The sequence below is a fragment of the Pseudomonas kulmbachensis genome (assembly GCF_963681935.1).
Lineage (GTDB): Bacteria > Pseudomonadota > Gammaproteobacteria > Pseudomonadales > Pseudomonadaceae > Aquipseudomonas > Aquipseudomonas kulmbachensis.
Genome location: NZ_OY817088.1, coordinates 4,410,005 through 4,432,260 on the forward strand (window position 1 = coordinate 4,410,005; position 22,256 = coordinate 4,432,260).

The window sequence follows — 22,256 nt, forward strand, 5'->3', positions numbered from 1 at the left end:
CTCAGATCAGATTCATGCTGATGCAGAACGTCAGCAAAGCGTGGTCGTTTTCCACGTCGAGTTTGCGCATGGCCGTGATCTTCTGAGAGCTCACGGTCTTTACACTTCGGTTCAACAAATGAGCGATATCCCGCACATTCATTCCTGAAGCAAAGTGCCTCAACACCTCGAACTCCTTGACTGACAAGCTGGCGATACGGGTCTGCACCGCATCGGAGCGCTCAATCACACTGGCGCTGCCCTGGCCGGCTTTGTTGTGCCATTTGGCGCCACTGGACAATGCGTTAAGCGCCAGCAGGATTTCGTTCAGATCGCCGCTCTTCAGAATGATCCCCCCCACGCCCAAGTCATACAGACGCGACAGAATCAAGTTGTTGGTGAGCATGGTCAGCACCAGAATCTGCACCTGTGGATAATTTCGAATCAGGTACTCAATCAATTTGACCCCGTCACCATACGTTTCATCACCCGGCATGTTGTAGTCGGTAACGATGATGTCCGGTTTCAGGCGCTGCACCTGCTCGATCAGATCTGAAGATGTCAGGGCCTGGCCCACCACCTCATAGCGTTCATCACGCTCGATCAGCTCGCATACCCCCATCAGAACGATCGGGTGGTCATCAGCCAATATGATTTTAGTTTTTTTCACGGGCGCATCCCTGTCAAAAGAACGATCACGCGAAGAGACGCTCAATCGGTGGTGTTGGAGAAAAATTTCAGATCGCCGCTACTGCGCGACGAACACGTGCCAGCAATGCTTCAATCTGAACCAGCAAAGGTGCATCCAATACATGATTCTCAAGTCGCTGCTCAAGTTCACCGCAGCCGCTGGCCAGATCATGCGCCTGAACAACTGCCAGAGCCCCACGAATACAATGCAAACGAGCTTTCAGGGCATCGATGTCATGGCTGACCAAGGCGTCAATCGCCGTCTGGATATCCGCGCTCATGGTGTTGATAAAGAGATCGCGCATTCTGGCGCTGACCACAATCGGCTGTTGCGCAAGATCATCTGCGCAGCCCTGCCCTGTTTCTGACAGCTCTTGCGCAACTCCGCATAGATCAACGTCACAAACCTCGACCAATTCAGTCCATATTTTCTGCAAGGTCATGGGTTTGACCATTCGAGCGTTCATACCCACGGCAATGCAACGCTCGGCCTCCTCGCGCATCGCGTTGGCAGTCACACCGATAATGGGAATCCGGGTATCTTGCTGGCGAATGGCATTGGCCAGTTCATAGCCGTTCATGATCGGCATGTTGACGTCAGTCATCACCACATCAAATGCGTCAGGCGACCACAGGCTTAACGCCTCCTGACCGTGAGACGCCAGCACCACACGACAACCGAGCTCTTCAAGCTGTTCTTTGAGAATGGCCTGGTTGATCGGGTTGTCCTCAGCAACCAATACCCGTAACGCCAGCTTTTCACGAACAGCCGGTGCTTTCCCGATCTCGCGAGTGATTCGTCCTTGCTGAGCCAACAGCACGGCGCGACCAATTCCGCGAACCATGTGCACGCTGACTTTCCACCCCTCAACTGTATGCTCGGGTTGCCCCGCGCCAGAGATGCCCAGCACCCGTGGCCCTGGCCACTCCAGTGGCGCACTGCGCCCTGGCAGCAGATCTACCAGCACCGATCCAGTTACTGTATTGAGTGCCCCCGGCGACGCTACCAGTGCATGGGCGCCCCAACGGTTGAGCCAGGCACAAACGGCTTCCGCCAGCTCGTTGACAGGCGCACGAACATAAACCGGCGCAGGACGCAGTTGCAGGTCGCTGGCGCCCGGTAATGCGCCCTCGAGTATTGGCACGCTCAATATCAGGCTGAAACTGCTCCCCAGGCCGGGTTCACTGACAACCCTCAATTGCCCGCCCATCAACTCACTCAAGCGCTTGCAAATCGACAGGCCCAAGCCGGTGCCGCCTGAAGCATGACCGTTAAAAACCTGATAAAACGGCTCAAACAGACGCTCCTGCTGCGGCTGCGAAATACCCACACCGGTATCAGTGACTTGCCACTGCAACGTCACCTTGTCCGCTTCCCGACTCAACACTTTCAAGCGCAAGACGACGCGACCGTAGTCGGTAAACTTGACCGCATTATTGAACAGATTATTGAGAATTTGCCGCAGTCGAGACTGGTCGCCCTCCAACTGATCCGGCACATCCGCATCAACGCAGGCGTAAATCTGCAACCCTTTGCTTTCAGCTGCCGCGGCGTAGGCGTCTACCACTTCCTCAACCATGTCCAGCGGACAAAAACGCTCCGGTTCGAGCGCCATTTGTCCGGACTCAATCTTGGACACATCCAGAATGTCACTGATCAACTGCAACAAGATCGAAGACGAGCGCGAAATGGTGTTCAGATAGATGCGTTGCCGAGTATCAAGATCCGTCAGTTCCAGCAGCTCCAGAGTGCCCAGCACGCCATACAGTGGGGTGCGTATTTCGTGGCTCATGGTCGCAAGGAATGTGGTCTTGGCGTGACTGGACTCTTCCGCCTGGTGTTTAGCCAGGGTCAAGGCGGCGGCATCATCCTTGTGCCCGGTGACATCGCTGAAGGCACATACAATGACATCCTGCTCTTGATAACGCGTACTGCTGAAGCTGACATGCAAGTAGCGCTCACCCACCTTGACACAGGCCTCTCCCATGTCGGCTTGTTGTTCGTGAATTAGCCGAGAGATGTACTGCGAGTTACCCAGCCAGGCTTGTGCACGCTTGTTGGCCAGTAACATATGATTGTCCGACTGGCGCACCACGCACAAACCGGTGGGAGCAGTGTCGATCACCGCACGGCTGAAAATCTCACTTTCGATCACTCGCCGGTGCGCTCGCTCCGCTGGCCGAACAACACGCAATCGATACCAGCGATTGACCAGCCAACCCACATAGATAGAAAACAACGCTATGCCCAAAATGCTCAATAACGTCCATTTGGCATAGCGAAAAAAGCTCTCATAACTGATTCGGTACACTGCTGACCAATGTTCCCCTTGCGTGTTGGAAACCTTGATTTCCAAGCCTTGGGCATTGAAGCGCATACCGTCGGGGCTATTGTGGGTGCCACTCAAGCGCCCGACCAGCACCGCCCCCGAGGGCGCAATCAGTGTGAGGTCATAAAAGGCGGGGGTGGCAATGCTCGTCGGGATGTTGGTCAAACGCCGAATGTTGATCAATGCCGCGAGCAACACTTCACGATCATTGCCCACGACCTCTAGAAACTTGGGCGGCAGATTGATTTTGATAACGGCAAACACCATAGGGTTGCCTTCGCTGACACTGTTGGTATTGACCCAGCGCACCTGCCCCTCCGGGAGCGAAGCCTTGCGTTCCTTGAACAGCAACGACAACTGCTGACTGGTCTCCAAAAATTCATCCAGACTCAAAATTGCCACGTGCCCACGGCGAGCGCCAATCGCTGGTACCGCCAAGGTGAATGCATTATTGGAAGGTAAAAGAAACAACTGCGGGGCGGGGTACACAGACCCCGACCAAAAACCGCTATAGAAATTGGCTAAGTGCATACCCAGCGAAAATGCCGATTGATTCGTGACAACGGGGCTGGACGAAGTGCTTTGCGTCAGATTAAAAGGCGTCGAAAACGAAAACTCCTTGCCTTCAAATATATTCACCCCGTTGCTCTCGAACACCTGCTTGCTTTGCAAGGGCATGATGTTCGCGGTCAGGACATCCGGGGCATCCCTGACTGCGCTATTAATATTGGTCAAAAACGAGTGGTTTTCATTGAGACTCTCCACTAACCGCGCGAAGTGATACTCAATCTTTTCCACTTCAACTTCGACCAAACGCTGTAGGGCCCATACACAAGTGCCCACTAACAGCACCGCAACTCCGATCAAAATCAGGACGCCACGGTTCAATCGCATGGAGCTCAAGGCGAGTTTGCCCAGTGAGGCATTGTCAGAGGTCATGTTACTTCCTGTATTTCGCGGGGACAGACTTGAACTCAGGCTCAAAGCTTAGACGAGCAAGGGAGGGGCCAAGTAAGTGACTTCAATTACTGTTGGCGTGAATATACCCGCGATGAGTCAAGTACTGATCACGCATGCCTTAAGTGCGCTGCCCACGCGGGGTGACGAAGTGCCTCAATAAAGACGCGGGGGCGAATCCTCATGTAACAGATGCCCAAAGCGGCCCGATGATACGGCACGAGAGATCAGAAACCCCTGTACACGATCACAGTTGAGCTTGCGCAGCAGCGCCAGCTCCTCCTGACTTTCGACCCCTTCTGCCACGACCTCCAAACCCAGCTGGCGCCCCAGCGCGACGATACTGGCCAGCGCAGAGGCGAGGTTTTCGTTTTCAACACAACCATGCACCAGCGCCCGATCAATCTTGAGCTCAGTGAACGGCGTAGAGACCAGATTGAAATACGAGCTGAAGCCTTGGCCAAAATCGTCCTGTGCCAGACCAAAGCCCTTCATGCGTAAACGACATGCCCCTGCGTAATATTTGCTGATGTCCTGAGTGGTGGAGCATTCCATCAACTCAAAGCCCAACTTGGCAGTAATACCGCCCTGGGTACGCACGTAATCGTGCAGTTCGTCGGCCAGGTCATCGTCATCGAGCAAGTGCGTAGGCAGATTGATCGATACCGGTATGTCATACCCTTGACGGGCCCAATTGGCTTGGGCGGCAATGGTTTGCTTGATGAACAGCAACAGCAGTTCTTTCTCCAGCCCCAACCTGACCAGTGACGGTAGAAAATCGGCAGGCATCAACAACCCCAACTCAGGATGTTCCCACCGTGCCAAGGCTTCCGCAGCGACAATCAGCCCATCGTGCAAGGACTTCTTGGGCTGGAACCAGGCCTGTAACGCACCGCTCTGCATGGCCTCGTGCAACGTTTCACGGGTCAGTGTCAAAGGCACATTCGCGGGTGACTTGTCACTTTTGATCAGTTTGTCCAGGTTGCACATCAGGGTTCGAACAGCCGCTGGGTTGACCGGTTTCGATAACTGCCCGATCACATCAACCCCCATACTTTGCGCCACCAGACTGGCACTCACGATCATGCGTCGCGAGGCAGCGCTCATGATCGCCAAAGCCGGTTTGCAAGGCAGCGCCGATAGCCGTTGTATCAGTTGCACGCCGTCCATGCCCGGCATCAGCAAATCGGTGAGTACCAGATCAAAGGACTGCTTTTGCAACCAATCAAACGCTTCCTTGCCATCTCTGGCGGCTTCGACACGAATATTGCCCAGGTCGTGGAACAAGTTGAGCAGGTATTGATGCTGGAAAGGATGGTCCTCGACGATCAGAACGCTATAGGACATTAGACACTCTCTCTGTTTGCTCAAGGCAGATGAACAAGGCGCTGAGGCCAAAGGGTTTTACCAGGCACTCGTCCATGCCCACCGCCAAACACCTCGCACGCTCTTCCTGCTGGGCATTGGCCGTAGCGCCAATGATGGGCACCTGGTTATCGAAATTTCGCAGTTGAGTCGTCAATTCGTAGCCGTTCATGCGCGGCATGTTCACGTCAGTCAGAACCCTGTCGAAGGTCGCGTGCTTCCATAGCTCCAGCGCCTCCAAACCATCGGATGCCATCACCACCGTACAACCCAACTCTTCTAGCTGTTCCTTGAGAATCAACCGGCTGATGGCGTTGTCTTCAGCGACCAGAACATGCAGCCCCAGCGGTTTATAAACGCTGGAACCCGGCTCAAATGGCCGGGCGTAGGGGTTGAGACCCTGAGCCTGACTGACGGCACGGCGCAGGTCGTGCAAATCACTCAATTTGACGTGCCATTGCGCGCCCTCGCGTTCGCCAGGTGCAAAACACCTATTGCCGCACGCAATCACTACCGGGCCGGGCCATTGCACCTCAGGGCTGCGTTCGTATTCGCCGGGATACAACTCGACCAGCACAGCATTGCTGTCATGAATGTCCATCCCGGGACGCAGCACTTGTGCCCTGGCACCCCAGCGTCGCAGCCAGCCGCAAATGTTTTCGGCCAGTTTCGGTATGGATGACCGGACGAATACTTTTTCAGGTAACAACTTGACTGAGTCGTCCAGTTTCGGAGCTCGGCACTGTTCCAGAGGCAGTGCGAGAGTAAAGCTGCTACCCAAGCCCGGCTCGCTGACGACACTCATGGTGCCGCTCATCAAGTACATCAAGCGCTGGCAAATCGACAGGCCCAAGCCCGTGCCACTGATCACATTGGCCCGGGAACCGGCCTGGTAAAAAGGGTCGAACAAGAAGGGTTGATCTTCCTGCGCGATCCCCTGCCCCGTGTCAGTCACTTGCCAGGACACCGTCACCCGCTCATCGCTGCGGCTATCCACCGTCACTCGCACCACAATCTGCCCGCTATCGGTGAACTTGACGGCATTACTCAGCAAATTATTCAGAATCTGGCGAATCCTGGGTGCATCGCCGAGCAACTGTTCCGGTAACTGCGGATCGATATGCGCATATAGCTGCAAGCCCTTGCTTTGCGCTGCCGCCGAGTACCCGCTGACCACTTCCTGGATCAAATCCAGAGGGGCAAATTCGCTCACCTCCAGCGCCAGTTGTCCTGCCTCTATCTTCGATACATCCAGCACATCACAAATCAGTTGCAGCAGCGTAGAAGACGAACTTTGAATAGCCTGCACATATTCTTGCTGACGGGGGGTTAACTGGGTGCGCGCTAATAGTTCAAGGGTGCCCAAGGCGCCATACAACGGTGTGCGAATCTCGTGGCTCATGGTTGCCAGAAACTGCGTTTTGGCATCATTGGCCTTGTCCGCCACACGCTTGGCCTGCTCCAGGGCGATCTCGACATCCTTGTGTGCGCTGATGTCACTAAATGCGCAGAGGAGCACGTCCTCACCTTTATAACGTGTGGCTACAAACCTGATATGCAGATGGCGTCCAGCAACCGAGAACTCATCGAAACGGTTTCTTTCGCTGCTGTCATACGCTCGGTCAATCCAGTCATGGCATAACTGATCACGTTCACGGCCATGTCCCAACCACTGTTGGGCCAGAGTATTTTCCAAAACCACCGCGCCAGTGGCCCTTCGCAACACACACAACGCAACGGGTGCCGTCTGAATAACTGTACGACTGAATGCTTCGCTCTCGATCAGCGCATGTTTTCGATATATCGCGGGGTTAATCAGTTGGCGTTCGATACGTTGCACCAGCAACCCCAACCCCAATGCACTGCCAAAACCAATTAAAAGGGCAATAAGCAACGGCTCACGCAGAGACGTTAACAAGTGACCGAACTCCATCGAGTACACCACTTGCAGGTCCGCATAGCCCAGTTGGTTACGCATGATCAGGTAGTCGGGCCACAACCCGTCGCCCGTAAAACCAAATTGACGATCACCGCCAAAGCCTTGCAGCGCTTGTGTCAGGCCTGGATTCAAGGCACTGGCAAATATCTCTTCGCCCTGAGCATTAATCACCACAAAGTCACCTGCGTGCTTGCGGTCCATGGCCGTCGAAATTTCGGCCCCCTCAATTTCCAGGCCCAACCACCCTGAATGAGGGTCACGCTGATCGAGCAAGGTGAACAGGTACAAAACCGGGCTGTCAGCAATGACGAAGTTAGGCGTGGCGTTAAACCAATACTCGCCCTTAACGGGCATCGGCGTTTTTTCCAGCTCTTTTAGCTGACGCAATACATTCTGGTCGACGGGTATTGGCTGCAGCGTGTATCGGGTCAGGCGCACTGCCTGCGCATCAGAGCCGGCCTTTACGTACAGCAGATTGATGTTCTCTTCGCGTAGATACTCAAGTTCACGACGGGTCTGCCACAGGCTCCAGGAATGCATACCTTCGCCCAGTGTCATTTCAACCTCATCCGCCAGTTCCATGGGCGCAGCTGGTGAGACGGGCTTGTTACGCACCGCCGCCAGGCTGAGGTTTTTGAGGAGCATTTCATGGCCGGTGAAAAAGCGCTGGGCTTCGAGTATCGCCCCGCTCATATAACCCCGGCGCTGGGAGATCTCCCGGTCGAAACTGGAGTTGATATACACATACAGCCCGCCTAACAACGACAGTAACAAGGCGACAAAAAACGAACGCAGCAAAGTACGCGCTGCGATTGAGGTCGAGAACGAGGCATCCTGGGGACGGAAAAAATGTTTTAACTTCATGCTGCCAGCCTATTGAGCTGGCAGTTTTTGAAACATCAGACAAACCTTAAAAAACCGGTTCAGCTGTAAGCACGCTTGATTAAACCTGAAGTTTAAGCCGGGCGAACCGCGCTCAAGTCCATCCGCCCATCCTTCATCGGCGGGCACCAGTAATAGCCACCATTCAAGGGCCGGCTAAAGCTGTACAGACCATCAACGATGCCATCTTCCATGCCGCTCATGCGACGCAACTGGACTTCAAACGCGTTCAAGGTCCGGCTAAAGGACACAAACATCAGCCCGGCCTTGCCATTTTCTGTCCACGGCATGGAGCGACGCACGGTAAAGGCTTCAGGCGAGAAACTCTCTTGAGCAGTGCGCTTGACGTGGGCCGAGGCCGGCGCGTCTTCAAGCTCTTCGTTATCGCTCTTGCGACGACCAATCAGGTTGTCTTGCTCGGTTTGCGGGCGAGCAGCAAAACCGTTCAGGTCATGCTGCCACTGCTGCACGGCAACAAAACAGCCTCCGTCCAGCCCTGCACCGGCGTTAGCAACGATAGCCGCATCGACCGCCGCTTCATCCACCGGGTTTTCAGTACCGTCTTCATAGCCGGTCAAGTCACGATCGGTGTTGTAGCGAAAGCCTTCAGTCACTTGCAGCAAGCTCAAAGCAGGCGCCAGCGCCGCTTCGATGGCCTGACTGCGGTGCAGCAACTCGCCGCGGTCATCACCCAGCAACCACAACCACAGCGCGTGCTGGGTCGACGGGTTTTCAACCATTGCATTGAGAGCCGGGAACACTCGCAGCCCTGGAATTTTTACGCCCAATGCCAACACCAGCGGCGACCCAAAGCCCGCTACTACGCTTTTGCCGTCCACCCACTGCGACAAAACGTCGAGCGCAGCCGGCAGTGCTTCTACAGACTTAAGGGCGAAAAACATGTAGCGCGCCTGTGACGGCACGGGTTTGGCAAGAATGCCTGGCTGGTAGAGACTCATAGAAACTCCTTTGGGAAAGGAAAGAGTTTACCCCTCAGCAGCGCCTTTTCGGACAGCGAGGGTTATTTTTGTTGCGAAGCCCGTTTTGTATTAATCCATCGGCAAAAACCCTCGATTGATTTAATGTGCTCTTCCTGTGGTTGCACCGGCTTTTCATCCCTGAAAGGCCGGGTGCAGACAACACAATAATCATAAGAACAATGAGGTATGCCCCATGGCCGCTGAGATTACAGACAGCCGCTCTGCCCGCTTTGCCCTGCGCTGCTCGAACTGGGCCGAGCGCTGGTTTCCTGACTCCTGGGTGTTCGCTGCTGTTGCGGTGATCACCGTTGCACTGGCCACGATGTTTATGGGGGCCAAACCCACCGATGCCGCGAAGGCGTTCGGCGATGGTTTCTGGAGCCTGATCCCGTTCACCATGCAAATGGCCTTCGTGGTAATTGGCGGCTACGTGGTCGCCAGTTCACCGCCTGCGGTCAAACTGATCGACAAACTGGCACAAGTGCCGAAGAACGGACGCCAGGCTGTGTGCTGGGTGGCGTTGATTTCGATGGTCGCCTCATTGCTGAACTGGGGCCTGTCCCTGGTATTTGGCGGTCTGCTGGTGCGGGCACTGGCCCGGCGTACCAACCTGCGCATGGACTATCGCGCCGCCGGCGCTGCGGCGTACTTGGGGCTTGGCGCAGTGTGGGCATTGGGGCTGTCGTCTTCTGCCGCGCAGTTGCAGGCCAACCCGGCCAGCCTGCCGCCGTCGATTCTGGCAATCACCGGGGTTATCCCCTTCACCGAAACCATCTTTCTCTGGCAGTCCGGTGTGTTGCTGGCAGCCCTGGTGGTGGTATCACTGATCGTTGCCTACGCGACTGCGCCTGGCCCTGAATCCGCTCGTGACGCCGCAGCCTGTGGTATCGATCCGAGCTTCAGCACGCCAGAACTGCCGCCACGCACACGGCCCGGTGAATGGCTGGAATACAGCCCGCTGCTGACCATTTTGCTGGTGCTCCTGGCGGCCGGCTGGTTGTTTCACGAGTTCTCGACCAAACCGGCGATCAGCGCTATTTCGGGGCTTAACACCTATAACTTTCTATTCCTGATGCTCGGTGCTCTGTTGCACTGGCGCCCGCGCAGTTTTCTGAATGCTGTGGCCAGCGCCGTGCCCACCACCACCGGGGTGATGATTCAGTTCCCGCTGTACGGCTCGATTGCAGCGCTGATGACGGTGGTCAAAGGTACTGACGGGCAAACCCTTGCTCATCACATCTCGACGTTTTTCGTGCAAATCGCATCCCACGACACCTATGCGTTATTGATGGGCGTGTATTCGGCAATTTTGGGATTTTTCATTCCGTCGGGCGGCGGCAAGTGGATTATCGAAGCGCCCTATGTGATGCAAGTGGCCAATGATCTGGGTTACCACCTGGGTTGGTCTGTGCAGATTTACAACGCCGCTGAAGCGCTGCCGAACCTTATCAATCCGTTTTACATGCTGCCGCTGCTGGGCGTGCTGGGGTTGAAGGCGCGAGACTTGATCGGCTTTTCGTTTGTGCAATTACTGGTGCACACACCGCTGGTGCTGTTTCTGCTGTGGGCGCTGGGGACTACCCTGACGTATACGCCGCCAGTGATGCCGTAAGCGAACCCGCAACCAAATGTGGGAGCGGGCTTGCTCGCGATTCAGGCGGCGCGGTAATGCAGGAAAACCGCGTCGATACCATCGCGAGCAAGCCCGCTCCCACGGGTTATGCATGCAACCTCAGATCGAGCCCACCGGCCGCAGGCGATACTGCGGAGGCAATTGGTCCAGCCCGCTGATGGTGGTGTTCAGGCTCTTCCAGCGACCGTCCTTGATCCCGTAAATGCAGCCGTGAACCGACAGCTTCTGCCCGCGATGCCAGGCATTCTGCACGATGTTGGTGTGGCCAACGTTCGCCACCTGCTGAATCACATTCAGCTCACACAAACGGTCGACGCGCTCTTCCTCGGTCGGCAACAGCGCCAGCGCTTCACGATTCTCGTAATACAGATCGCGAATGGAACGCAGCCAGCCATCGATCAGGCCCAGTTGCTGGTCCTTCATGGACGCGCGCACGCCGCCACAGCCATAGTGGCCCGTTACCAATATATGTTTGACCTTCAACACATCGACCGCGTACTGAATCACCGACAGGCAATTGAGGTCAGTGTGCAGCACGACATTGGCCACGTTGCGGTGCACAAACAGATCGCCGGGTAGCATGCCTACAATTTCGTTGGCCGGTACGCGTGCATCCGAACAACCAATCCATAGGTATTCCGGCGTTTGCTGGCGAGCCAGCTTGGCAAAAAAGTCAGGATCTTCCTGTTTGATCGCATCGGCCCAGCGCTCGTTGTTATCAATCAGATCTTGTAGTTCGTTCATGCTGTGAAGCCTCAAGAGTTGATGCGCTGTTATGACAGCCGACCAGCGGTCGGGGTCACGTTGATACATGTCATTCCGGCGGTCAGCCGGGTGGAATCTTCAACAATGACTACAGTCATCGTATTAAGGCCCTACAGTATGAGGAATTGCCATGAATGATTCACGTCGCCCTTACGGGGCACCGCAACCCGCACCGATAGACGATATCGAGGATGCCATGGGCTCGGTTGAGCCACTGAATTTTGATGATGACGACACTTACGAGCCCATCAGCGATTTGTTTATCGACGATGAAAGAGTCAAGCACAGGGCGGTGCTCAATGATGAGCTGGAGTTGGGCCTCAATGACGACGACCTGGAGCAGGAGATGCTCATCCGCGAAGACGGTGCCCGCGATGCCAAGGAAGCCGCCCAGAGCCCGAATGCTGCCGCTGACTGGGATTTGAGCCTGGTTGACGAAGACGACATAGGCGCTGGCAAAGGGCTGGATGAAGCAGAACTGGCGGAAATTGATCCTGTGGGTCGCAAGCATTGAAACGTATGCGGGAGCACACTCTCATTGCCGCACTAAACACTGTGGGAGCGGGCTTGCTCGCGATGCTATCGACGCGGTGATTCAGACATACCGGGTCGAAAGCCAGCTCCCACAAATGGCTTGTTGCAGTTAGTCGACCAGCGTACAGGCCATTACCACTGCATCTTCACGACCACCCACTGCCGGGTAGTAATCACGGCGGCGGCCGATTTCGTTGAAGCCATAGCGCTCATACAACTTGAACGCAGCCGTGTTGCTGTCGCGCAGTTCGAGGAAGCACTCGCGGGCCTCATGCTTGTAGGCAATCGACATCAGCTGTTCAAGCAACTTGAGCCCCAAGCCACGCCCCTGACTCTCGGGTTTAACGGTAATGTTCAGCAAATGCGCTTCATCGAGGATGATTTGCACCACACCGTGGCCAACTTGCTGCTCACCTTCAAACATCAGCCAGATATGATATTTACCCAGGCCATCGAGAAAAATACCGCGTGTCCACGGGTGACTGAAGGCGGCGTATTCAATTTTCAATACCGCTTCAAGGTCCGCCTCGGTCATCGGGCGAAAAGTTACAGCATCACTCATCGTTTTGTTTCCAGCGCGCCAAAAGCCTGCGCATGGCTTGCCACACATCCGCTTTGCGTTGTGGCTCATCCATTAATAGTTCCAGACCCGGCAACGCCCATGCGCAGCCCAGTCCTTCGATTTCGAGTTCACGGTTGAACGATTCGGCATCGACCTCACCGGCAAACCGCACCGCTGGCAGCCCCACCAGCCACAAGCAGGCACATTCGGCCTCTTCCAGGCGGGCCATGAGAAAACCCTGCACAAACTCACGCGCAGCGTCAGGCCCTTGATCAACATTGCCGCGCCTGAGGAGCGGCCAACGCACCGGCTCGCCAATGATTTGCGGGCTATCGGGCAGACCCGCAGCGCGCAACATATCCTTTAACAATAAATAGGCTGGGTCACGACTCTGGAACGCACTGCCTGTGGGTAACTCCACCAGCACCAGGCAGCGCCCGGCGCGCAACAATTGCAGGGCAAAACGCGGCGGTGGCAACTGCACAACCTTGGCCGGTACGGGAGCCGATTGATCTTTCTCCACTGCCTTGCTGGCAGGGCGCGGGGTGACCGAAGGCCGAGGCACTTCGATCCGTGGGCGCTCTGCGGGCTTGCTCGGTGCGGCCGCTGCCTTGACCACAGGCCGAATGATTTCAGGCTCTGCAGGCGGTTCAGGAAGCACCAGCAGTTCTGGCCGCGAAGGTGCGGCAAACGGCAATTCAGTGCGCGGCAACCAACTGACCACTTGCATGGCAGTCAAAAAAGCGCGGCGGCGGGACTCGTTCAACAAGGGTCGGCCATCTGTGGATAACTAAAGAGGGGGGATTCTACCGCCCTTCTGCCCTTCCCGCCCGCAGTTGATCCGCCAAGTGATGACTCGACCTCACGTTGCAGTACAATCGCGGCCTTTCATTGCCAATTGACCGGCCCTCCCATGATCGAACCCAAGCGCGTTTTACGTGCCCTCGCCGAGCACTGGGCACTTCTTGAGCCTTTGTGTGAACACTTCGACCAAGGCACCCTGAGCCTGAACGAATTGCGTCTGCAACTGGCCGCACATCAGGTGGACAGCACGCCACAAGACATCACCAGCGTGCTCGATGCCTGGATTCGTCTGGACATTCTGGTGCCGGTCGCAAAAAGCCCGAACCGTTTCGAGCTCAACGCACAAATTCACGACTTTCTGGCCTATCTGCGCCACGAGCACCGTCTTGGCCTATGCCTGGAAATCGAAGCCTACCTGCGCCATCTGGAGCGTTTGGCCGGATATATCCAGGATGCGTTCGACATCCGTGACAGTCATGACCTGGCGCGCCAGCTGCGTTTGCTCGATATGCGTGTACGTGACGTATTGAAGAAGCTGGCCAACGACGAACAAGCGCTGGTGGCCGTGGCCGAGCGGGCCAAGACCAGTGATCGGCAAATACCACTGCGCCAGCGTTATGCAGAAGTCCTGGCGACGTGGGACGAATACGTCGAACCGATGATTCAGCTGGTCAACGCCGACGGTGCCTTCGAACAGGGCGTACGTAAAGTTGAAGTCGTGCTGCTGCGCATGCTCAGCGAGCAACAGCGGCTCGGCCATCTGGTAGACGACGATATGCTGCTGCGCACCCATGCGCGCATCCTCGAAATGCAAACCAGCGCCCAGATGACCCTGCGCCATGCCCGCGAGCTGTTGCTGCCGCTGCGTGAAGAGGCCCGTCGGCACAACGCCGTAACCCGTGGCGCGGCACTGGCGCTGGCCGCCATCCGACGCAAGGGGCTGGACGCGGTACCGCAAGCTTCGATGCCGATGTTCACGCGCCCGCAAAGCACCTTTTTGGGCAGCGCCAGCCAAGTCGAAGCCTATGTCTACGCCCTGGCCCGCTTCGAGCCAAAACCGACGAAATTCCCCAAGGCGCATAAAGTCCACCGGGGCGAAACACCCAAGGCACCGCGCACCGTCAAGGAAATGCTCGATCGTTGCAGCGACGCGCTGCCGATGCCGGACTTGATGACCTGGCTGCTGGCACAAGAGCCGGATGGCGACACCGACGAACTGTTGTACTGGTTCTCGCGCCTGTCCCGCGAAAAACGCTTTGTGCGCGAACGTCTTGAGCGCCGCGATTACCACACCCACGAACATCTGGTCAGCCTGCGCTCCTTCGCTCTGCTTTCCCACAGCGAAGATGCGACCCAGACTTCTGCGAGTCCTCTGAATGCATCTTGATCTTTCTGAACTGTCCCAGCTGGCACCGATTTTTCGTGAGCTGTTCAAGGGCTATCACGTCAGCCGCCGCGATCCCGAGCTGTACGCACAACTGTCGAACTTCCAGGATCAATACCGCGCGCTGTTCAAGGCACTGGGCTTTGAGCTGGTGTGTGATACCCGTGGTTTTTATTACTTCGTGCCCGACACTGCCACCGCGCAAGTGAACAAGACTGCGCAACGCCTGGCGCTGTTCACGTTCATCATCGTCGAGCATCTGGCCGATCAGGGCCGCGACCCGATTGCCGTGCTTGACGGTGGCAGCCTGGGGCGCGACGAGCTACCCGCGCTGCTGGAAAAATACCGCGATCTGTTTGTGCAGGCCGAAGTCACCACCCATGAAGAGCTGGAAGAAAAGATCATGCGCCGCATGACGCAGCTCGGCTTTGCCAGTGAAGAGCCTGGCATCTACCGCTTCCTGCCACCGATGCACCGCTTTCTGGATGTGTGCCTGTCGGTGCAACAAGACCGCGATCTGGCAGCCAGCTTGCACAGCATCTTGCCTTTGCCGACACCGGTTCTGGTCGATGACGATATTGACGACGATGAAGCCGCATTGGCTCGTGCCATTGCCGATGAACAGCAGGAGATGGACGCATGAGCCAGGAACGCTACGGCATTCGCCGCTTTGCCCTGTTGAACACGGCCGGTTACAGCCTGGGGCTGTTCCCGCTGGAACATCCCCTGTCGGTCTACGGGGCGAATAACCTCGGTAAGTCGGCATCGATCAACGCCTTACAGTTCCCGATTCTGGCACGCATGTCAGACATGAGCTTCGGCAAGTACAGCCTCGAACAATCGCGGCGCTTCTATTTTGCCTCAGATACCAGCTACATCCTGGTCGAAGTCTCCCTGCCCCACGGTCCCCATGTGATCGGTGTGGTAGGACGCGGCCCCGGCGGTGGATTCGGTCACCAGTTTTTCGCCTACGCGGGCAAACTGGACCTGGGGCATTACCAAAAAGACGATACCTGCCTGCGACAGAAAGAGCTGTTCAACAACCTCGAGCGTAACGGCCTAAAAGCCTACGAACTGAAGCCCGATGAACTGCGCCGTTTGCTGGTCGGCGGGCATACGTCTATTCCGCTGGATCTGACCCTGATCCCGCTGCGTTCCACCAGCGAGCAGAGCCTCAAGACCTTCCGCGCCCTGTTTATCAACCTGCTGCATATGCGCGAAATCACTGCCGCCAAACTCAAGCAGCTGTTTCTCGATGCGTTTGAGCACAGCCTGCGTTCGGGTAGCGTTGATTACATCGCCGCGTGTGAAGAAGCCTTCCGCGACGTACGACGCATGGAGCAGGACTACAACGCACTGGTCGGCGCCGGGCCATTGGTGGAGTCGCTGGCGGCCGGTGTTCGTCAACGCGACCTGCTGCGCGGCAAACTGCATCGCTTGTCGCCACTGCTCGACTCGTTGCTCGGCACCTGGCAGGACTACGCCGGGGCCCGCAAGGAAGAGTTGCTGATCCAGTCCGAGCACTACCGCAACGAACAGGACTCATTGCAAAACGATCAGCGCAGCAGCACCCAGGAGTTGATGCGTCTGGAGCGGGAGATCGCTGGCACTCAGCGCTGGCTCGGCGAGTTGTCGGTACTCAAGCATCGCTTCGCTCTGGTTGACGATGTGAAGGTGCTGGAACAGCAACTGCTGAGCGCCAAGGACGCCCATGACGAACTGGCGGGTGCCTTGGCGCAATCGCGTCAGTTCAGTGCCGAGGATCTGGACGAACGCTTGCGTGACCTGGAAAAACGTCTGAAGTCCGTCAAGCAGCAACTCGATCACGCGGACAACAACAGCTATGCCCGTCTGCGCGAAGAGTTTTCGCAGCAGGACGTGGAACGCCTGATGCGTTTGTTCAACAGCGCGCTGTTCAGCCTGCCATTGGGTGAGCACGGGATTGCGCTGGATGACAGCGATGCCTGGGTCAAGTCGCTGGAGTTGATCCTCGATGGCTTTAAAGGTGAGCGTTTTGAAGCGCCAGGGCTGTCCATTGATCTGAGCCATATCGAGCCCCCTGCCCTGCAGGCGCTGGCTGACCGTGCGGCATTGCGCGAGCAAAAAGAGCGTCTTGAAAAAGAACTCAAGCAGCTGAAAACCCAACAGGCCGTGACCTCGGATCGCGCCGCGAGCAAAACCGAAGCCGAGTCGTTGTATCAGCAAGTGCTGGATGCGCAGAAGGCGCTGGAAGACTTCCGCCGCAGTCAGACATTAAGTGCCGAAGAGGGCGAGAAACTCGAGCAACTGGCCCAGGCCGAAGCAGCGCAAGACGAGTTGAAGCGCTCCAGCGATGCCTTCACCGAACGGGTTCAACAGTTGTCCGCCAAGCTGCAACTGGTAGGTCGCCAGATCGGTGACATGGAAGCCAAGCAGCGCACGCTGGATGACAGTTTGCGTCGTCGTCAGTTGCTGCCTGCTGACTTGCCGTTTGGTACGCCATTTATGGACCCGGTCGACGACTCGATGGACAACCTGTTGCCATTGCTCAACGACTATCAGGACAGCTGGCAAGGGCTGTTGCGCTGCGACGGTCAGATCGAAGCCTTATATGCGCAGGTGCGCCTCAAAGGTGTGGCCAAGTTCGACAGCGAAGACGATATGGAGCGGCGCCTGCAGTTGCTGATCAACGCTTACGCGCACCGTACCGAAGAAGCCCTGACACTGGGCAAGGCACGTCGGGCAGCGGTAACCGACATCGCCCGCACGCTGCGAAACATCCGCAGCGACTACGACAGCCTCGAGCATCAACTGGCGCTGTTCAACCGCGAGATCAACAAGCGTCAGGTCTCCAACCTCAAGAGCTTCCGCATCGTACTGGCGCCCAACAAGGAGGCGCTCAAGCATATCGATCAGATTATCCACAGCGCCGGTCAGTACGAAGAAGGCGAAACCCTGTCCGTGTTCGACCTCAGCCAGAGCGCCGAGCAGGACAACAAGAACGAAGAGGCCAAGGAATATCTGGCGCGGCTGGTGGCGGCGAATCACAACCAGTTGGGTCTCAAGGACCTTTTCGAGCTCGCGTTCGAGATCACCAAGGTCAATGGCCAGCCGGTGATCCATACCGATATTGACGGTGCCGCATCCAACGGTACGACCATGACGATCAAGGCGCTGACCAACATGTATTTGTTGCTGCACTTGATGGACCGCGATCAGGCCGGGCGTATCCGCTTGCCGTACTACCTGGATGAAGCCGCGGACATTGACGAGAAAAACCAGACCGCGCTGCTGGAGACCAGTTTGCAACTGGGCTTCGTACCGATTCTGGCCAGTGTGAAGCCGCAAGTCTGTGCCCATGTGGCCATCGACCTTGAGGGCGGCAGCGGACCGAACGGGATTTACATCGATGAAGACGACTGGAAGTACATCCGTCGTCATGACGAGGTAAAACCTGATGCGGTGACGGCTGTGCAACAGCCCGAGCTGGATGAAGTCTGAGGCTGAATCCTGAGCATAAAAAAACCGCGATCAATGATCGCGGTTTTTTTTGCAGGTTATTTACCTAGCGGGATCTTCGGCGCCCATTGCAGCCATTCGTCTTCGAACTTGTCGAACAACGGGAAAGTCTGCTCAGGACGGGCCTGATTGCCCATTTTGTCATCATCCGGGGTAGCGAAAGCAATGCCGCCCTGAACCAGGGTTTCCAGCGATTCGGTGCGAATCGTTGCGCCCTTGAACAAACCGAAGTCGACACCAAAACCGCTGCTGTTCCAGAAGCGACTACCGCTGCGCACCAACGGCGCATAACGCGGTTCGATCAGGATGTGTACCAGTACGCGATCGGCAGTGCTGCCCAGTTCATACCCGGTCACCTTGCCCACGGTGACCTCACGATAGGTCACAGGTACACCTTCCTTGAGCGAACCACGGCGCGCAGCGCTCAATACCAGACTCAACCCGGCCTGTGGAACCGCGGCATCCGGTGCCTGCTCCAGAGCGACAAAACTGGTCTGGCGACCCAATTGTCTGCTCGCGGGTTGCACCTCAAGGTACTGGCCAGTGACCAGGGTTTCGAGGTTGGCCGTTTTCATCAATCCCAGTTCCGGTTTGACCACCCAGAATTGACTACCAGCCCGCGCAATGCGCTCCGGGACTTCGGTGATACGGGCCTGAAGCAACACGGATTGCAGATCTTCACTTAGATCGACGCTTTCGATTTTGCCAACATCCAGCCCCTTGAAACGAATCGGCGTGCCTGCGCGCAGGCCATCGGCACGGGCTACTTTGATCGTCACCGCTACGCCCTGCTGCATGGCAGCGTCGCGGTCAGTGAACAGACGGAAACGCGGGATGCGTTTTTGCAACGGAGCTTTGGCTTCTGGGGTTTCAAAGGCAATCCCGCCAGCCATCAGGCTTTGCAAGGATTCACTTTTAACCTGAATGCCGCCGGTCAAGCCGCCGGTCAGCGTGATACCGCTGGCATTCCAGAAACGGGTCGAGGCATTGACCAGGTTTTCGTATTCCTTTTCGATATGGACGCCGATCACCAACTGCTTTTTAGTGCGGGAGAACTGATAGCTCTGAACCGAACCGACCTTGACCTGCTTATAGAGAATTGGGCTGCCGACATCCAGCGACCCCAGGTTCTCGGTGAAGAGCACCATGTGCAGGCCCGGTGAGCGCAGATCCAACGGTGGTGCTTTGGCCCGGGCGATAAATTCGCGCTCGGGGGTGCTGCCCTTGTCACCAGGGCGAATCGCGATGTAGTTACCTTTGACCAACGCCTCTAGCCCGGTAATACCGGCCAGCGAGATCGATGGCTTGACCACCCAGAACTGGGTGCCTTGCACCAGGTAGTCTTCGGCTAACGGGTCGAGGGTCAGTTCGGCGCTGGCGCTGGTCAGGTCCGGGTCAACCTTGAGGCCCTTGAGGCTACCCACCTGAATACCTTTGTACATAACAGGCGTGCGACCGGCTTGCAGGCCTTCAAAGTCGCTCAGTTTGACTTTGACCTTGATTCCCGCCTGGGCAGCATCGAAATCTTCATAGAGACGGAACGGCAGGTTTGAATCGGTGGGTGGGCTGTCTTTGCGGTTCTCTGGTGTAGCGAACGCAATACCACCGGCCACGATGCTCGCGAGGGATTCGCTGCGCAGCTTCACACCCGACAGGTTGGCGTCGATGCTGATGCCGCTGGCATTCCAGAAACGCGTATGTTTGCGCACCAGATTGGCGTAGGTCGGCTCAATAAAGACTTTGATTTCGACGGTACTTTGGTCCTCTGACAGCACGTAGCTCTTGATCTGACCAACCTGGATTTGTTTGTAGAACACCGGGCTGCCACGGTTCAGCGAGCCGAGACGGTCAGCCTTGAGCGTCAAGTGCAGGCCGGGAACGGTATCAGACAGAGGCGGCTCCTGTGAGAGAGCCTTGAACTTGCGAACAGGCTCGCCATCTGAGGGGCTGACAGCAATGTAGTTACCCGAGACCAGGGTTTCGAGGCCGGTAATCCCCGCCAATGACACGCTGGGCTTGACCAGCCAGAAGCGAGTATTGGTCTTGAGATACTGCTCAACGTCCTTGTTCATCTCGACCGTGGCAATCACACCCTTGCTTGGACCATCTTCATCCAAAGCCAGAGTCTTGACCTTACCCACAGGCATGCCTTTGTAGACCACTTCGGTCTTGTTGGCGACGATGCCTTCGCCACTTTCAAAACGCACCTGAATATCGATACCGGTCTGGCTGTAGGCACGCCATCCGAGCCAGCCACCGATGATCAGGGCAATAAGCGGTAGGATCCAGATCGCCGACCAATTGGAAGCCGGGCGGGTTTTAGCAGTAGGCAGGTCACTCATGGTCGTCGTCCGACTCCGTATTATCCCAAATCAGTCGGGGATCAAAAGTTACAGCTGCAAGCATCGTAAGCACCACCACACTGGCAAAGGCCACTGCGCCAAGATTGGCTTCGATGCTGGCTATGCGTCCAAAATTCACCACAGCCACCAAAATGGCTATGACAAAAATATCCAACATTGACCAGCGGCCAATGAACTCAATAAAGCGGTACATGATGATACGTTGCCGAGCCGACAGAGGCTGATGGCGCTGTACCGAAAACAGCAGCAGCGCAATGCCGACCAGTTTGAAGGTCGGCACCAGAATACTTGCCACAAACACAACCGCTGCAATCGGGATCATGCCGTGCTGCACCAGCTCGATAACCCCCGCCATGATAGTACTCGGAGAGCCTTGGCCCAGTGAGTTGATCGTCATGATCGGCAGCAGGTTGGCCGGGATGTAGAGAATGGCCGAGGTCAGCAGCAATGCCCAGGTACGCATCAGGCTGTCGGGGCGCCGCGCATGGACCAGGGCCCCGCAGCGAGTACAGGTTTGCTCATCTGTTTCAGGATCTTGCCTGTTCAGCTCGTGGCACTCGCCACAGATCAAAATACCTGCATCAATCGCCCGCATGAATATCCTCCCCGGACAGCGCTTGCCAAATCTGGTGAGGCGACATCACCACTTCCAGCCAGACCTGTACCAGCAGTAAGCTGATAAAACAGACCAACCCCAGGCCAAGGCTCAATTCAGCTAAATCGGCCAGTTTCACGATCGCCACCAGTACCCCCATCAGGTACACCTCGAGCATGCCCCAATCACGCAGGTGGTGATAAATACGGTAAATAAGCAATCCGTAACTGCGGCCTATATTCCAGCGAATACTGAGAAGTACGGCGAGCTGACAGAGCAATTTAAGCAGCGGGATCCCCATGCTGCACAGGAACACCACGACCGCGATGCCTTGCATGCCGGTATTGAACAAACCAAGCACACCACTCCAGACCGTGTCTTGCGACGCCTGGCCCAGTAGGTTGAGCTGCATGATGGGCAAAAAGTTCGCAGGGATGTAGAGCAACAATGCGGCAATCACAAGCGCAAGGCTGCGTTCAACCACCTTGTACCTATGGGCGTAGAGTTCGTAACCGCAGCGCGGGCATTGGGCTTTCTCACCGAGAGCAAGATGCGGCTTGCGCATCAACAGATCGCACTCATGACAAGCCACCAACTCGTCCAGCGGTAATTCTGACACCCTGCAGGGGTCAACCGGATCTGGCATATAGGGAGTCTCTGGCTCAGAAAATGACTGGGCTTATTCTAGTGCGCGGACTACAAAATAACTGTGCCTATTTGTAGGACTTTAGCCGCAGTACAGCTGAAGAGCGATATTGCGCTAGCCGCAACTTTTCTCGGCCCAAAAACAAACCCCCTGTCTGCGTGAGCAGACAGGGGGTTTGGAATTTAATCTTGACGATGACCTACTCTCACATGGGGAAACCCCACACTACCATCGGCGATGCATCGTTTCACTACTGAGTTCGGGATGGGATCAGGTGGTTCCAATGCTCTATGGTCGTCAAGAAATTCGGTAGCCAGGTCGTTTGCCTTTCGGCTCACGCTCCAGCGAAT

16 protein-coding genes and 1 rRNA gene are annotated in these 22,256 nt (G+C 56.4%); 5 read left to right on the forward strand and 12 right to left on the reverse strand.

The features are described 5' to 3' along the window. Position 1 precedes the first annotated feature (1 nt). The 5 genes from U5A05_RS20440 to U5A05_RS20460 form a co-directional block, all read right to left on the reverse strand. Positions 2–649, reverse strand: a complete 648-nt coding sequence (locus U5A05_RS20440) for a response regulator (RefSeq protein WP_261739686.1) — start codon at positions 647–649, stop codon at positions 2–4. 67 nt (positions 650–716) lie between these two features. Then, positions 717–3,938, reverse strand: a complete 3,222-nt coding sequence (locus U5A05_RS20445) for an ATP-binding protein (RefSeq protein ID WP_321834540.1) — start codon at positions 3,936–3,938, stop codon at positions 717–719. Between the two features lie 174 nt (positions 3,939–4,112). After that, positions 4,113–5,303, reverse strand: a complete 1,191-nt coding sequence (pvrR, locus tag U5A05_RS20450) for a response regulator cyclic di-GMP phosphodiesterase PvrR (protein WP_261739688.1) — start codon at positions 5,301–5,303, stop codon at positions 4,113–4,115. Beyond that, complete coding sequence (locus U5A05_RS20455) at positions 5,293–8,124, reverse strand: ATP-binding protein (protein WP_321834543.1); 2,832 nt, start codon at positions 8,122–8,124, stop codon at positions 5,293–5,295. Before U5A05_RS20455 ends, pvrR begins: the two co-directional genes overlap by 11 nt. Before the next feature lie 92 nt (positions 8,125–8,216). Then, entirely contained in the window at positions 8,217–9,101 is an 885-nt protein-coding gene (locus tag U5A05_RS20460) for a Dyp-type peroxidase (RefSeq protein WP_261739690.1), read from the reverse strand. 214 nt (positions 9,102–9,315) lie between these two features. Here U5A05_RS20460 and U5A05_RS20465 point away from each other — a divergent pair, with 214 nt between their 5' ends. Next, on the forward strand, positions 9,316–10,734 hold the full coding sequence (locus tag U5A05_RS20465; protein WP_321834544.1) for a short-chain fatty acid transporter: 1,419 nt from the start codon (positions 9,316–9,318) through the stop codon (positions 10,732–10,734). Positions 10,735–10,854: 120 nt separating this feature from the next. Here the strand turns inward: U5A05_RS20465 and can are convergent, their stop codons facing one another. Next, complete coding sequence (gene can, locus U5A05_RS20470; RefSeq protein WP_261739692.1) at positions 10,855–11,499, reverse strand: carbonate dehydratase; 645 nt, start codon at positions 11,497–11,499, stop codon at positions 10,855–10,857. 151 nt (positions 11,500–11,650) lie between these two features. On the opposite strand from can, the gene U5A05_RS20475 reads away from it, so the two are divergent. Next, positions 11,651–12,034 carry a serine kinase/phosphatase gene (locus tag U5A05_RS20475; RefSeq protein ID WP_321834547.1) on the forward strand — a complete coding sequence of 128 codons (384 nt, stop codon included), beginning with the start codon at positions 11,651–11,653 and terminating at the stop codon, positions 12,032–12,034. A 129-nt stretch (positions 12,035–12,163) separates the two neighbouring features. Here U5A05_RS20475 and rimI read toward each other — a convergent pair whose 3' ends face one another. Beyond that, a complete protein-coding gene (gene rimI, locus U5A05_RS20480) occupies positions 12,164–12,616 on the reverse strand; it encodes a ribosomal protein S18-alanine N-acetyltransferase (protein WP_261739694.1) in 453 nt (150 codons plus the stop codon). Then, positions 12,609–13,385: an energy transducer TonB gene (locus U5A05_RS20485; protein WP_321834549.1), complete on the reverse strand. Its 777-nt coding sequence runs from the start codon at positions 13,383–13,385 to the stop codon at positions 12,609–12,611. Before U5A05_RS20485 ends, rimI begins: the two co-directional genes overlap by 8 nt. A gap of 144 nt (positions 13,386–13,529) precedes the next feature. Here U5A05_RS20485 and mksB point away from each other — a divergent pair, with 144 nt between their 5' ends. From mksB to mksF, 3 genes are read left to right on the forward strand one after another with little or no spacing between them, the layout of a single operon-like run. Beyond that, a complete protein-coding gene (gene mksB / locus U5A05_RS20490; RefSeq protein WP_261739696.1) occupies positions 13,530–14,807 on the forward strand; it encodes an Mks condensin complex protein MksB in 1,278 nt (425 codons plus the stop codon). Then, positions 14,797–15,447, forward strand: a complete 651-nt coding sequence (mksE, locus tag U5A05_RS20495; protein WP_321834551.1) for an Mks condensin complex protein MksE — start codon at positions 14,797–14,799, stop codon at positions 15,445–15,447. Before mksB ends, mksE begins: the two co-directional genes overlap by 11 nt. Continuing rightward, positions 15,444–18,284, forward strand: coding sequence for an Mks condensin complex protein MksF (mksF, locus tag U5A05_RS20500; protein ID WP_261739698.1), 2,841 nt, complete (start codon positions 15,444–15,446; stop codon positions 18,282–18,284). Before mksE ends, mksF begins: the two co-directional genes overlap by 4 nt. A gap of 56 nt (positions 18,285–18,340) precedes the next feature. Here mksF and U5A05_RS20505 read toward each other — a convergent pair whose 3' ends face one another. The 4 genes from U5A05_RS20505 to rrf form a co-directional block, all read right to left on the reverse strand. Then, positions 18,341–20,644, reverse strand: a complete 2,304-nt coding sequence (locus U5A05_RS20505) for a PqiB family protein (RefSeq protein WP_261739699.1) — start codon at positions 20,642–20,644, stop codon at positions 18,341–18,343. Continuing rightward, complete coding sequence (locus U5A05_RS20510; protein ID WP_261739700.1) at positions 20,637–21,260, reverse strand: paraquat-inducible protein A; 624 nt, start codon at positions 21,258–21,260, stop codon at positions 20,637–20,639. Before U5A05_RS20510 ends, U5A05_RS20505 begins: the two co-directional genes overlap by 8 nt. Continuing rightward, a complete protein-coding gene (locus tag U5A05_RS20515) occupies positions 21,247–21,906 on the reverse strand; it encodes a paraquat-inducible protein A (protein WP_261739701.1) in 660 nt (219 codons plus the stop codon). The genes U5A05_RS20510 and U5A05_RS20515 overlap by 14 nt, the downstream gene beginning before the upstream one ends. Before the next feature lie 186 nt (positions 21,907–22,092). Further along, positions 22,093–22,208 (reverse strand): 5S ribosomal RNA (gene rrf / locus U5A05_RS20520). Positions 22,209–22,256: the final 48 nt, after the last annotated feature.